This window comes from Chitinophaga sp. 180180018-3 (assembly GCF_037893185.1).
Taxonomy (GTDB): Bacteria; Bacteroidota; Bacteroidia; order Chitinophagales; family Chitinophagaceae; genus Chitinophaga.
Window position 1 is genome coordinate 2,992,989 of sequence record NZ_CP140772.1, and the last position, 13,975, is coordinate 3,006,963.

Here is a 13,975-nt window from a genome sequence, read left to right on the forward strand (position 1 = left end):
GTAATTTCTATTAAATGACGCCATGCGCTGCAATGGTTATCTGTTTTTTCATATATATGCGTTAAAAATATATTAAAGCCGCTATGCCTATTCGTCTTTTTAAACTTTATCAATAGTGATATGTCCAACCATCGTAACTAAATTGATAATATAAAAAACACCACCATGAAGTTTCCATTTATGTTGGCCATCGCCGGCTTAATTAGTGCATCTGCCTTTGCACAGGGACCAGGGCATCAAAGAACACATATCAGGAACCATCCTCGTGTAAATCAGGTAAACAGACGGATAGATAACCAGGAAAGAAGAATAAGCGAAGAGAGAAGGGAAGGAGATATCACCAAAGGCCAGGCCAAACAGGATCGCAAAAACCTGAGAGAAATTAACGAGGAGAAGCGGGATATGCGCAAAAAGGATCGTGGCCATCTTACTAAGAAAGATCAGTCGGCGTTAAATCAGCAGTTGAATCAGGATAGTAAGGCCATAGGGCATTAGTGTTTGTATATAACAATTTCGGGAGCAGACAATTTCTTGATGAGCCAGGTCTTTATTTGAAGGGCCTGGCTCATGTTTATGTTCATAAACGGTATCCAAGCCTGAAGCCCATTGGTATATGTATGAAATCCCCGTCCTCTGCCTGGTAAACCGAAAGCCAAAGACTGCTTGCTTTTACCATGTTGGCGGGTCTGTTGCCAAAATTTTTGCTCTTTACGCCCAAACCACCATAGCATTCGAGCATAAAACGTTGCGACTTACCTAGTCTGGCCTGGAAGCCTATATTCCCGGCTATGGAGCGGGTATATTTCCGTTCTTCGTAGTCTACAGATTCCCAGGATGTCCGATTGGTATTGGGGGTTCTTTCAACCATCGCTGTTTGCTGATAGGAGGTTTGCTTGTAGGCTGCCTGTAAACTAAAGAAGCCCCTGTATCTTTCATAGCGTCCTGGAAAATAAAACCTTAGCTCCGGCTGGACGCGAAACCCATGGGGTGTACTTCCGCCACTTCCCAAACCCTGGTACATGACTGCCATGCCTTCTATTACTACCCCCCAGTATTTTGAATACCGATATTCTACTGCCAGACTGGGTCCGGCGTCAAAATCGTGTAGCGATTGCAGGTTGGTGCTGAGAAGCCATCCGGTTTTGGGCGGGTCGATGACTATCGGCGGGGCATGCGGGCGTCTGCGCTGGGCCGATGAGGCGAGGCTTACTGCCATGCACAGGAAAAACAGGAGATAACTACGTACAGACATTGGCTGATCAGTGAATTTATAGGGTAAATTTAAATGAATACTGTCAGCTGTTGAACGATGGAAAAATCTAAAAGTTACATGATAACCTGATGAGGGCGAAAGAACCTTAGCGATTATTATTATCGCTAAGGTCTTCGCTGTTCAGCCGGATGGCGTTATTTTTTTACTGTTATTTTTGCCGCCTCTCTGCATTCTTTGCAAGGTGTTTGGGTAAGATCATCCCCCAATGTACTCCTGTACTTTTCCACAACCGTCATTAAATCTTTCACGATATCGGGATATGATTTCTGAACGTCCAGCGTTTCGCCGGGATCATGCGCCAGATCATACAATGCCATAGGTTCATCCGCCTCTGCATAACCGCCAGGGAAGCCGTTTTTCCCGGGCATGTAGGTCTTATACGTTTGCCCCCTGTGTGGCAGCACCAGTTTCCAGCTGCCCTTGCGAACAGCCTCTAAGTTGTTGCGACGATAATAATATGCAAATTCATTTCTGGGATTCGCACCTTTCTCCATGAACAGCAATGAAGATATATCCACGCCATCAATTTTATTTTCGGGTAATGGTGCATGGGCAAGCTTCGCAATGGTTGGTAAAAGATCGATGGTAGCCGACAGGTTATTGCAGATGGTACCAGCAGGGATTATTCCCGGCCAGCGAATAATACAGGGCTCCCGCTGGCCGCCTTCCCAGCTACTGCCTTTCCCTTCTCTCAGGCCGCCGGCATTACCCGCGTGATCGCCGAAGGTAAGCCAGGGACCATTGTCGCTGGTAAAAACAACCATCGTATTCTTATCAATACCCTGCTGTTTGAGGGTTTGCATGATTTCGCCTACCGACCAGTCTACTTCCATCATCACATCGCCAAATAAACCAGCGCCGCTTTTTCCCAAAAAACGGGGGGATGCCGCAATGGGAACATGTACCATGGAATGCGCCAGGTATAAAAAGAAGGGCCTGTTTTTATTCTTTTTTATAAAATCACAGGCACGCTGGGTATAGGTGGCAGTTAAAGTGCCCTGGTCGTCCAGGGTTTTAATATAACGAACGGGTTGATCTCCCTCCAGCAGGGGCAGTGGCGGGTATTTCGACATCCGGTTAGCGGTATCAGTAACAGGTTTGCCATCATATCCCACAGGCCACATATCATTGGAATAAGGTAATCCTAAATATTCATCAAAGCCGTAGTGTATGGGGAAATAAGGCGCTTTGGCGCCCAGATGCCATTTCCCGATCATGCCTGTATAGTATCCTTCTTTCTTCAGCATAGATGCGATGGTGGTTTCCCGGGGATTCAGCGCAATCTCAGTCCAGGGCATAAAGGCGCCATGTATGCCCAGGCGGTTGGGATAACAGCCGGTAAGTATACCCGCCCTGGAAGCAGTGCAGACGGCCTGCGCGGCGTAGAAATTGGTAAAGCGCATACCTTCTGCTGCAAGCTTGTTGATATGGGGGGTATGATATACGGCGCCGTTATAGCATTCCGGATCGCCATAACCCATATCATCCATGAAAATAATGATGAAGTTAGGCCTGGGCGCAGTTTTTCGCGGCGCCTGTGCGATGGCTGTGAGATTACCCACGCTCATCAGCGCCACCAGTAAATAGATAAACCCCTTTTTCATTGGAATATTTTTGTTTATAGATGCAGGCATCGACAGACGATTTGCTGCTATCTCTGTATAAACTTAACTAAATATCCGAAAAGAGTGCTTAGTTTCCACCAATTGCTATCCCTAAAACTGATCAATATCCGTTTGCCACGGTATATTCTTATCCGAAGTAAGATAATTCACCATTCCTTCTGTTATGTTTATTGTTCACCTGCAGGTGTAATTGTAAAGCAGCACAAAAGTGCGATAGCCATCTCGTGTAATGCTGTTGCTAACAACCCGGCCCGTGTCATCGAACCCGTAAATATAGCTTTCCGGCGTGTTAGGAGCGCCTGACCTGCTTTTTACCAGGCTTTTATTTCGAATGGTACCTGCGGTATTGCCGTAGGAATTAAAATCTTCATTCACCAGTTCGTCGCCCTGCCGCACCGGCTGGTCATAGTAGGTGTAAATTTTTGTACTGCTCACTTTACCATTTTGCGTTTCTGTTTGTTTTATAAGATTGCCGTCTGCCCACTGATAAGTGCTGAGAAAAGGCGCGGAAACACCAACGAAAGTAATGCTGCTTCTGATAACAATAGTGTCGTTATACTCATACGTTTCTATATATCCGGAATTGAGATTTTCGCTGCCATCATCATTGACATCCCTCAGGGTAACTTTGGTAATCAGCCGCTGGCTATTGTATTCGATGAGCTCTTTGCTGTCTTTTTTCCCGTTTCTGATGTTTATTCTTGTTATTTTGTTGGGCTCGTAGGTGAAGTAGGTAGTATCCGCCTGGTTATATGTAACACGCGATAGTCTGTTATTTCCGTCATATTGATACGATATAATAGTGGGCGGCGTATAGTAGGTGGAAGTGACAGTGGTAGGAAATCTGCCATCACAGCCGTTGCCGGGAGTATCATGATTTTTCTTGCTGCAACCGGCCAATGCAATAAACACCAATGGTAGCAGCAATGTAGCAGTTGTTATTCTTGCGTTCATCGTTATCTGGTTTGGATGTTATTAAAAGAATTCCTGGTTATTTACATTGATAAGTAAATGTTTCCTGGGTGTTACCGCCCGACAGGCGTTCTGTCGGGTAGCCGTGCTCGTTATAGTTGTAGGTGTATTCGTATGTCGCATCTATTGCGTTTAAATACAGGTCACGACCGTAAGCGTGCAATTTAACAGGATTGTTTTTGCTAAGGGCAGCAATGATCAACAACCAGTTGCTCGTATAATAATCCCCCCAGTCGGATCGTATGAATTTGTAATAGTTCAGCATACATGTATACGGACAGGGCTTTTCGTCGTAGACGATTTCAAATGTTTCCCGGAGCGCCTGATCGAAGAGCCAGTAATTTTGAGATGGCTGCTGTGGGAAATACTTGAAGGTTGCGTATTTATTGATGACCAGTATTTTTATCACATTGTCTTTATCGTCATATACAAGACTGTCTGTAACTCCTGCTACTATTTTCTTGTTGCTGAAGGTATCTATGTTCACCGTATACCTGTAGTTGATGTAAACAGAAGTGAGCCGTTTCTTTGCGTCGTAGCCATAAAGAAAGTAATGATCCTTGTAGTTGATGATTTTGATAACACTATCTGCGCCGGTACCTCCGTCTCCAAATCCAGCATAGGCGGGCATGCCGTCATACACACTTTGGGTACTGTCGTCAAACACCACGAGATCGTTGATGGTGAACTGGCCTATTTTACTATAGGTTCCCGCCACCCTGTAGGGAGTAACGGTTTGTACATACGGGGTGTAAAGAGAACTGAGGCCGTAAGCCATTGTTACTTTGGTGAGCAATCCTTTCGGATCATATTCAAAAGTCTGTGGCTGTCCGGTCAGAGAGCTGGATTCTCCTGAAAGCATACAGGTATTGTTGTTAGATGGCGGCGGATTAGGGGAAGTAATGGAGTTTTTCTTACAACTTGCAAGAAGCAGGAAAAGCAAAGCTGATAGTAGAATATTTTTCATGATCTTTATTTTGTTAAGAAGGGGTGATAACAATCGGTACAAAACTACTCCCGGACTATGCTGCAAGTCAATAGCAATAAAACGCTAATTCGCCCCCGTGAAAACCCCCTCCTGGTCACGTAAAAACACGGTTTTTTGACGGGTTTGGAAGATAGTATGGCTGCTGCGAAATGCTTATTTGCAGTGCGTTTATATAGGTTTTTAATATAGACGTGGTTCATTCCCGGTGATAGCCTTTGTTGGAAATTACGGTGGGAATAATTGTATATTAGGGAGGAATTTACCCCTCACACTTTAAAACATTAAGTTATGTCCACCAAAATTGTTAACAGTGGCCAGTCCAGTCCCCAGGACGGAGCCATTAACCAGGGTGATTTAGCAAAGATTATCAGTGATTTCGAGAATTTTGTTCAACTATCTTCTACGGATGGCAGGGTGATCACGAAGATCGACTACATTTCCATCCCTTTAGCTGTCATGTATGGGTTTATCCAGGATGCACAAAAGCTTATTGCTGCGAATGGTGACATTGGAGCATTGACACCAGCAGATTTCAAAAGGATTAATATCAACATCAGGTTTGGCGTTACGCTCCCGAGCCAGAAAGATTGTCAGAACCCGAAGAAAGACATTTCCAATCACCTGACTACGGCGTTGCTGATTGAAAAGGATGGGGTTGAATTATCATCGATAGGGGATAGCGTTATTATACCGGGCTTTAAAGCGAATTACAGGTACCCGGGTAACGACAATATCGGTGATACTGCCTGCTGCCCTTCACCACCTTATCATTGAGAGGCTTGAACCCCAACAGATGTAGTTCGATATTATTGCTGACATGATCATTCGTATTGCACAACCGGCTTATCTGGCAGAGATTTTTCTATGCTTAATTTTCAGCGCTTTTTTTTACAAAAAAGGAACCAGGGCTGAGAAGTGGCTGGTTCCCTTTTTCGCCGCGCTGCTATGCGTAGAATCTTATGCAATGTATCGTTCTGCAAAATGGATCTCCACATCCCTGCTTTACAATTTTTGGTTTCCGGGAGAATTTATTTTTTATTCCCTGTTTATTTCTTCATTTATTCAAAGTCCTGTAAGAATAAAAGTTATCCGTTACGGAGTATACATTTACGCGCTGTTTGTAGCGATGAGCTATATCTTTGTAGTTAACCTGGTAAACTTTGCGTCGACTGTTTTCCTGATAGGGGTGCTATTGATACTTCCCGTTTGCTTCATGAAGCTCTACGAAGAGATAGAAGGAGAGATCATGCAACATCCGTTTAAGAATCCGCTGTTTTGGTTTATTACAGGCTTGTTGATAGAAAATATAGGCAGCTTTTTTATATTGGGAAGCATTAACCTCGTGAAGGTGAAGAACGAGCATATGTTGATGTCGTTGTACGATATAAATATTATAGCTACCTGTATGCAATACTTTTCTTTCCTGTTGTATTTTTATTGCAGATGGAAATATCAGCGATAGCGTATAAGTCCTGCAGGTTTACCCTTTGTAAGGGCAGTACCAGTTTCCCTTTCCAACAACTTCCTTTCCCTTCTCTCAGTCTGCCGGCATTATCCGCGTGATCGCCGGAGGTAAGCGCGTGGCCATTGTCGCCCACATGGGGGAGGGGGATTTTACCCCCCTGAAAATGCGCCGGATCACGCTTGATTCAGGGCATACATCTGATGTAACTTTATCCTGCAAAAAATAATAAACCCCAAACCATCACCTTAAATCTACAACTATGATAGCAGTAAAGCATATTACGGTAACGCTGATTGTGGTTGCCCTGGCAGCCTGTAGCAAAAGCCACGATACTTCACCGGCTTTCGTTCCCGAGCAGTCTTATATCACCGGCACCATCGAAGGTAATGTGAACGACTCGGCCATTTACGCCCTGGTACTTCAGCCAAATGGCATGGCAAAGGCCCTGTCCATCGAGAAATCCCCGGATGCTACTTATGAATATAAAAATAATCACCTGAAATTCATGCTGGCCGGCTCCAGTGAGGGATTCGATTTTACTATTTCCGGAAATACCATCACCGATGCGGCTTCGCTGACTCATACGATGGCGGCTCCCAATACATCGATACTGCAGAAAGTACCTGCATCCGACGCTTTTTCCGGTAAAACATTCACCGGAAATCTAAAATTAAATGGCCATAACACACCCGACTTCATTTTTACTTTCCGGTTCGATGGTGGAAAGTTTGCTTTTTCAACAGACGGGCAGCCTCCAACCTTGCTGGACAAGGATTATGCACTGCAGAACAATGCTGTTGCTACAGCCTCCGCAGGTAATCAGAAATTTCTGTTTGTCATCGTAAACGGTAAGCTGGCCGTTTCCTTTACTTCCGGGGTCCTTCAATTCAATGGTGAATTACATCCAGCCGCCTGATGCTTCATTGTGAATCTAAAATCAAACATGATGAAACCTATAAAATTATTAGCTATTACAATGCTCGCCGTAACGGCATTTACTGCCTGTAAAAAACACGAAACATCAGGTAATACGCCTGCTGTTCCCAACAATGATGGATTACATATTGTGGACGGCCATTTTCTTGCCGATGGTGCAGGGAACAAAGTGGTACTGCGTGGCGTGAATATGGGATCTGCCTGGACCGATGGCCTGGGCATGACGGAAATACCTGAAATTGAAAAGACCGGCGCAAATGCCATCAGATTCATGCTCCAGCGCCAATCCGATAACAGTGAGCCCGCCCCTATAACTGCAGCGCAGATAGAACCACTGATTACTACCTGTATCAGCAAAGGCATCATTCCTATATTGGAAATACATGATTTTACAGGGCTGGACAAGGATAATCAGGGAAACAAATACGACCTGGCTGACGCCTTTAACCAGGCAGTCGGATGGTGGACTGGTACAGCTATGAAGAATATGCTGATGAAATATCAGCAATCTATCATTCTGAATATTGCTAATGAACCGTCTTATGAGAACACCTCTGCAGATGATTATACAGCCGTGAATATAGATGCGGTAAAACGCTTACGTAGCGCCGGATTCAGCTGCCCTATTATGATTGACGCCGTTAACTGGGGCAAAAGTGCTGATTATTTTGTTCAGTCGGGGCCTACGCTGATGGACGCCGACCCGATCCACAGCCTGATCTTCAGCATACATACCTATTGGCCTACCCAGGGCGCTTTCGGCAATTATTCCGATGCGCAGATAACCACCAACCTAACTAATCTCAGTAAAACAGGCCTGCCGGTGGTGATCGGCGAAATAGCCAGCGTGGATGATCAGCGGAGTGATGATGAAATAAAGAACAATACCAACCCGCAGAAAATCCGGCCCATCAATTTCCTCCTGATGATGAATCTCTGCCAGCAGTCGCAAATGGGCTATATGGTATTTTGGTGGGGCTTCGTTAAGCCAATAGAATCAAACAATATTGAAAGCATGAGCCCTAACGGTACATTCAAAGGCCTGACAGGCGCCGGACTGGCGTTTGCTGTCACAGATCGCAACTCCATCATGAAAACCTCCCAAAAGGCGGTTTTAAAATAGAGCTTCTCTTTAATTAAATAATGAAAGATGAAAAAAACAATAGCCGTCACTATCAGCAGTGCTGTTATACTGGCAACTTCCGTTTGGTTTTACTTTAACGAGTATAAATATAAAAACAACTTTATCGTAGCCGGCGCGATGGTACTCCTTGTTTTCTTTGGCTGGTTTTTCCTTTTCTATTGTTTAAAGAAGAGGAATGCGGTACCAGGACCCAAACGTACCATCAGCGAAATACTTTTTGGTACAAAAGAGGAACAACAACAAAGCCGTGAAAATAGAATGGAAGTACTTCGGCAAAAGAAGCGTTATGTGCGGATGGTGATAGTGCCGATGATATTGTTGGTTCTCGGCAACCTGGCGGCCGTATTCCTGCTCTCCTGGCAGAGAGACCAGCGCGTACTCAGCACCGGTGAAACACGGCAGGCAGAAGCGGTTGTTACCAGATTGGAAGACAGGTGGGAGGGAAGGCGGGGGGATCTCTTTAAAACCAATCCCTATGCTATCATCCACTATCGGGCAGCCGATAAGGAAATAGAACAATCAATCGCAAACAACGGATTCCCGGTTTACAATTTAGGGCAAAGGGTATTGATCAGATATGCTGTTGATTATCCGGAATTGTTTGAAGTCATAAGGGATACAGAATAGCACTTAAATGTATAATTATGAAACAACTAAAATTAATTTTTGCAGGATTGCTACTACTCGTTTGCGTTTCCGCCTGTAAGAAAGACAGCGGAACCAATGCCGGCTTTGACCCTGCACAATACTATATAGCAGGTGTTCGGGTGGTTAATTACAAAACCAATTTTGCAATCATATTTACACCTGGTGGAGCTTCCAGGCAATTGACTGTTGGAGGAAGCCTCGTCTCTGCCGGAAGCTATCAGTATAATGGCAGCCATTTGAAAATTACTGACGCTACTTTTGGTGATGCAGATTTGACGATCATCAACAATGCCATTACAGACTACGCAGGCAACACGGGTTTCGCTGACGCTTCTCTGTTAAGGATACCAGGCAACGATGCTTTTGCAGGTAAGAAATTTCAGGGACAGCTGCGATTAAACAATGAGTCAACTGCTATTGCCTGCACCATTCAATTTAGTACCGATAGTAAATTTGGCTTTCGCTTCAATAGCTCCGACTTCACCTCTCCGACTGCGCCTTATACATTGCAAAACAATGCTGTGGCCACCGGAAACAGCAATGGACAATTCCTGCTGGTGATGGCTAACGGTAAGCTTCTTGTTTCCACTTCTAACGACAGTAATCAGATGTATGGAGAATTTTCACAGGTGATTTAAGTATTAGAGAGAATTTAAACAATAAGGTCAACATAAAATCTACAAACAATGACAACAATAAATCAAATCAAAAAAGCTGCTGCCATCACGGCAGTTATACTTATCGCAACGGTGTTTTCCTGCAAGAAGGGCGGAAGCAGCGATAACATCACCACTGACGGAGCTGTAAAAAGCAGCATTGAATCCGGGAACGGCATTACTTACAAGTTATATATAAAACCCGGTCAGGCCAGTTACAAAGGAATTCTTGTAATGGGAAGCGGAAATGAACCCAGCCAGCCTTCAGAAGGAGCTCTCGACGGAGATGGGGAAAATGCCCTATGTCAGAAAGCGGCTGAAAACGGCTATGTGGCTGCTATTGTTAAATACCGGAAAGGACAGCCAGCCAATACAGACGATGCCTGGAACAGCGATGCGAATATGCTTGGGCAGGACTATGACAACTGCATACAAGCCCTGTCAGTAAAATATAAGGTGAATAAAAACAGATCAGTAGTAGGCGGATACTCTTATGCAAGCATGATGCTCTTTACCGTTAATTCCACTTATTCAACGCTCGCTTATTGTAAAGGAATATTGGGCGCCTGTGGGGCATCCGGTCAATGGGACGCACAAAATTTTAAAATACCTATTTATGCCGTTAATTGCGCCCAGGCCGACGACCAATACGGCGTAAACGGAAAAGCCCTGTATGACCTGATTCCTGCCAATTCTCCTGTGAAAGCCAATAGTGAAGGATTTACAGATAACGGCTGTAGCACACATTGTGGTAAAAACTGGACGGACGAGATGTATGCCAGGCTCGCGAAATGGCTGCCCATAGAATAATAGTACGGCTGTAATAAAATGTTTTAATTAGCAGCTCCTGAATACAATTGCTATCTGTTTTGTACTTTTATTGTAAATGGAAGTATCGGAAATTACATACCTGGTCGTTTTTGGTACCATTGCTTTTCTCCTGTTCTTTGTTTTTATCGGATTGGTAGTTATTCGTTACTATAAAAAAAGTAAAGAGTATGTAGAGAAGACCTTTTTGCTGAAGCAGAGCTTTGAACACAATCTTCTCCAGGCCCGCCTGGAAGTACAGGAGCAAACGTTCAACACCATCAGCCAGGAAATACACGACAACGTGGGGCAGTTACTTAGCCTGGCAAAGGTGCAGTTAAGCATCGCCGAGCAAAGTGAAACGGCCGACAAACCGTTGTTGTCTGATATAAAAAGCAATCTTAGCAATGCGTTGAACGATTTACGTGATATTGCCAAAAGCCTCAATAGTGATCGCATCCGGCAACTGACCCTGGCACAGATCATTGAGGAAGAGTTGCAGCGGATCAGCCGCTGGGGCTCCATTCGATATCATCTGCAGGTAAGTGGTGCTGAACAGCCGCTTTCCGAACAAACAAAAACTATCCTCTTTCGTGTAGTACAGGAATGCTTTCAGAATATCCTGAAGCACGCCAATGCAACACAGATAAATACAGATCTTGATTACACCGTTCCATACCTGCACATAAAGATCACCGACAACGGCGTAGGCTTCCTTCAGCATCAGTCGAACGAAATACGATCAGGCATTGGTCTCAATAACATCAAAACCCGGGTAGCATTAATTAACGGAACTATTCATATCAGCAGTACTGAAGGAAAGGGCGCCGCTGTTACTTTAAATATCCCATATGAATAAAGAAATAAAAATTGCTATTGCAGACGATCACGCTTTGTTTCGCAGAGGAATTACATCCCTTATCAATTTTTTTCCGGGATACAAAGTGCTGTTCGAAGCCGCTGATGGAAAGGATTTCATCCGGCAGCTCCGCCAGGATTCACTGCCGGATATTGCGCTGCTCGATATCAGTATGCCCAATATGGATGGTTACGCCACCGCCCATTGGATCAATACCTATTACCCTCAGATCAACGTGCTGGCCCTGAGCACGATGGATGCGGAATCTGCTATCATTAGAATGATGAAAAACGGTGCCAAAGGTTACGTACTGAAGGATGCCGAACCAGAAGAGCTGAAGCTGGCCTTCGATGAGGTGCTTCAGCACGGATGTTTCTATAACGAGCAGATTACAAGAAAAGTCATGAAATCATTAAACGCGTTATCTTCCGAAAACAACATTTCCGGGTTTGTAAAGTTAACCGAAAGGGAAACCGAGTTTTTAAAATTACTTTGTACGGAGAAAACATATAACGAAATAGCTGCGGAGATGTTTGTTAGTCCTCGTACGGCGGAGGGATACCGCAATGCGCTTTGTGAGAAGTTACAACTGAAAAGCCGTACCGGCCTGGTACTTTATGCCATCAAAAATGGGTTGGTGAAGATATAGAAGGAGGGAAGACATACTTCCGCAGAACAACAGTGGATGGCCCGCCTCACCATCCACCTTAATTAACATCATGCAATATATCCCTCTGTCTTTAAGATCGAAATCATCCTGAGCATGGCCGACTTAAACATCCTCTCATTGAAAAAGCCCTTGCTGTAACCGGCATATTTTTGCGAAAAAATAGCTGCCACTTCCTCCGCCGGATGGCTGTTTAGCATCTTACCAAAATCATCGATGTAGTGATTAGTAGAGGCAAAACTATTCGATGGCGCAGTTGTTGCAAATGTATCCGTCAGCAATCCGTGATGTCCTAACGCCAGCATAGACACCCGCAGTGCATTTACTTTCCCAACGCTTTCCATATACTGGCCCGCATGCTGGAAGATGAGCGGAAACCAGTCGTGTGGCTGCATCATGTGCCCCAACGCATCAGAGGCAAATAACCATTGCTGTTCGCTGTACAACGACAGATGGCAATCGCTGTGACCCGGGGTGGCCAGTACCCGGAAGTTCCAGCCATTGAACGACAGTTCATCTCCATCGGCCACACATTCGAAATGCTGATCAATCAGCCCGTAAAACGGATTGCCGGTTACATTGAGTGTTTCCCGGTCCGGTTGCATCCGTAATACAAAGTCCATGTATTTGTCGTACCGGAAACCCGCGATGGCAGCAGCGGATGCATATAATTTTACCTCAGGCATATGAGGCAAAAGAACGGGAAGCAGGCCACAATGGTCGTAATGGGAATGGGTAATGAACCAATGCCGGATATCCTGCAGCCGTGGTACTATTTCGCCAAGCTGCGACATCACAAGGTCTGCATCACGTAAGAGGCCTCCTTCAATGAGTAGCCAGCCGTCACCGGTTTTTACGAGGTAAAGCGGGTTGTCCGGCGTGCCAAGCAGAAACAATGCTGCATTTACTTTTCCTGGTTTATTAATCCACATATGCTCGTTTTTTTGGGTGATCAGAATCGGTACAACATGGCGCCCCAGGTGGCCCCTGAGCCATAAGTCAACACCAGCGCCAGCGTACCAGGCGCCGGATCCTGCTGATGTATGTATTCACTGATGGTAACCGGAAGAGAGGCAGAGGCCATGTTACCGTAATGCTGAACATTGGTCACCATTTTTTCCGGAGGTACGCCCAGTTGTTCTCTAACGTTATCGAGTATACGTAGATTAGGCTGATGAGGTAGTATAATATCTACGTCGCCAGGCCCGAGGCCATTTCTTTCCAGTATCTCCAGCGCCACTTCGCAGATCCTCGAAGTAGCATCTTTGAACATATGCTTTCCGTTCATCCGGAAATGAGCCGTTGTATCAGTGCGGGTGTAATGTGGCTGTGCAGTGCCTGGCGCCTCGGTCCATAACAGCCGGTACTGGCTGCCATCGGCTTTAATCAGCAAATCAATCACGCCGCCGGGGTGATCGTCGTCCCGGCTTAATACGATGGCGCCGGCGCCATCTCCCAGTAAAATCGACAAATTCCTCCCTTCATCTGAAGTATCCATTCTTTTAGACAACACCTCGCCACATGCAATCAGCACATGTTTGCTCCGTCCGGCCAGCAACCTGGAATAGGCGATTTCCACGCCGTATAGCAGGCCGGAACATTGCGCCCTGATATCAAATACCGGTATGTGGCCGAGGCCCAGCGCCGGCTGGATAAAACAGGCTTCAGACGGATCGTGGTGATCAGGACTGAGGGTATTGATGATCATCATGTCGATATCCCGGGGTGTAAGGCCCGCCTTTGCTATGGCAGCCAGACAGGCTGGTATCAGCAGGCTGCTGACCCCTTTATCGGGCGTTACATGCCTGCGGGTTAATACGCCCGTCCGGGTTTCAATGAATTCTTCCGTAGTGTTCATCCTGCTTACAATAGCAGCATTGCCGATGGTTTGCCCGGGCAGGGCATGACCGGTTCCTTTTATTACTATCGCCATGG

The 13,975-nt window shown here is 45.4% G+C and carries 16 protein-coding genes; 10 read left to right on the forward strand and 6 right to left on the reverse strand.

Annotated elements, in window-relative coordinates; translation table 11 throughout:
- Positions 1-165: 165 nt before the first annotated feature.
- Complete coding sequence (locus tag UNH61_RS11695; RefSeq protein WP_339071058.1) at positions 166-495, forward strand: hypothetical protein; 330 nt, start codon at positions 166-168, stop codon at positions 493-495.
- Positions 496-577: 82 nt separating this feature from the next.
- Here UNH61_RS11695 and UNH61_RS11700 read toward each other — a convergent pair whose 3' ends face one another.
- The 4 genes from UNH61_RS11700 to UNH61_RS11715 all read right to left on the reverse strand — a co-directional run bounded on the left by UNH61_RS11700 (position 578) and on the right by UNH61_RS11715 (position 4,837).
- The gene (locus tag UNH61_RS11700) at positions 578-1,252 is read right to left on the reverse strand and encodes a DUF3575 domain-containing protein (protein WP_339071061.1); all 675 of its coding nucleotides are present in this window, start codon (positions 1,250-1,252) and stop codon (positions 578-580) included.
- Positions 1,253-1,407: 155 nt separating this feature from the next.
- A complete protein-coding gene (locus UNH61_RS11705; protein WP_339071063.1) occupies positions 1,408-2,877 on the reverse strand; it encodes a sulfatase in 1,470 nt (489 codons plus the stop codon).
- Positions 2,878-3,072: 195 nt separating this feature from the next.
- Positions 3,073-3,852 (reverse strand): hypothetical protein, encoded by a 780-nt coding sequence (locus UNH61_RS11710; protein ID WP_339071065.1) that lies wholly within the window; start codon positions 3,850-3,852, stop codon positions 3,073-3,075.
- 37 nt (positions 3,853-3,889) lie between these two features.
- The gene (locus UNH61_RS11715) at positions 3,890-4,837 is read right to left on the reverse strand and encodes a hypothetical protein (protein WP_339071068.1); all 948 of its coding nucleotides are present in this window, start codon (positions 4,835-4,837) and stop codon (positions 3,890-3,892) included.
- A gap of 309 nt (positions 4,838-5,146) precedes the next feature.
- Here UNH61_RS11715 and UNH61_RS11720 point away from each other — a divergent pair, with 309 nt between their 5' ends.
- The 9 genes from UNH61_RS11720 to UNH61_RS11760 all read left to right on the forward strand — a co-directional run bounded on the left by UNH61_RS11720 (position 5,147) and on the right by UNH61_RS11760 (position 12,022).
- Positions 5,147-5,632 (forward strand): hypothetical protein, encoded by a 486-nt coding sequence (locus tag UNH61_RS11720; protein ID WP_339071070.1) that lies wholly within the window; start codon positions 5,147-5,149, stop codon positions 5,630-5,632.
- Positions 5,633-5,822: 190 nt separating this feature from the next.
- Positions 5,823-6,320 (forward strand): hypothetical protein, encoded by a 498-nt coding sequence (locus tag UNH61_RS11725; RefSeq protein ID WP_326992175.1) that lies wholly within the window; start codon positions 5,823-5,825, stop codon positions 6,318-6,320.
- 262 nt (positions 6,321-6,582) lie between these two features.
- Entirely contained in the window at positions 6,583-7,239 is a 657-nt protein-coding gene (locus tag UNH61_RS11730; RefSeq protein WP_326992177.1) for a hypothetical protein, read from the forward strand.
- Positions 7,240-7,266: 27 nt separating this feature from the next.
- A complete protein-coding gene (locus UNH61_RS11735; RefSeq protein WP_326992178.1) occupies positions 7,267-8,382 on the forward strand; it encodes a cellulase family glycosylhydrolase in 1,116 nt (371 codons plus the stop codon).
- Between the two features lie 27 nt (positions 8,383-8,409).
- Positions 8,410-9,030 carry a hypothetical protein gene (locus tag UNH61_RS11740; protein WP_326992179.1) on the forward strand — a complete coding sequence of 207 codons (621 nt, stop codon included), beginning with the start codon at positions 8,410-8,412 and terminating at the stop codon, positions 9,028-9,030.
- Between the two features lie 17 nt (positions 9,031-9,047).
- Positions 9,048-9,689 carry a hypothetical protein gene (locus UNH61_RS11745; protein ID WP_326992180.1) on the forward strand — a complete coding sequence of 214 codons (642 nt, stop codon included), beginning with the start codon at positions 9,048-9,050 and terminating at the stop codon, positions 9,687-9,689.
- A gap of 48 nt (positions 9,690-9,737) precedes the next feature.
- Positions 9,738-10,517: a hypothetical protein gene (locus UNH61_RS11750; RefSeq protein WP_326992181.1), complete on the forward strand. Its 780-nt coding sequence runs from the start codon at positions 9,738-9,740 to the stop codon at positions 10,515-10,517.
- A gap of 76 nt (positions 10,518-10,593) precedes the next feature.
- Entirely contained in the window at positions 10,594-11,373 is a 780-nt protein-coding gene (locus tag UNH61_RS11755; RefSeq protein ID WP_326992182.1) for a sensor histidine kinase, read from the forward strand.
- Entirely contained in the window at positions 11,366-12,022 is a 657-nt protein-coding gene (locus tag UNH61_RS11760) for a response regulator transcription factor (protein WP_326992183.1), read from the forward strand. Before UNH61_RS11755 ends, UNH61_RS11760 begins: the two co-directional genes overlap by 8 nt.
- Before the next feature lie 68 nt (positions 12,023-12,090).
- Here the strand turns inward: UNH61_RS11760 and UNH61_RS11765 are convergent, their stop codons facing one another.
- Together UNH61_RS11765 and UNH61_RS11770 are read right to left on the reverse strand one after the other, a co-directional pair.
- Entirely contained in the window at positions 12,091-12,972 is an 882-nt protein-coding gene (locus UNH61_RS11765; RefSeq protein WP_326992184.1) for an MBL fold metallo-hydrolase, read from the reverse strand.
- Between the two features lie 20 nt (positions 12,973-12,992).
- Positions 12,993-13,973: a ketoacyl-ACP synthase III gene (locus UNH61_RS11770; protein WP_326992185.1), complete on the reverse strand. Its 981-nt coding sequence runs from the start codon at positions 13,971-13,973 to the stop codon at positions 12,993-12,995.
- Between the last annotated feature and the right edge of the window lie 2 nt (positions 13,974-13,975).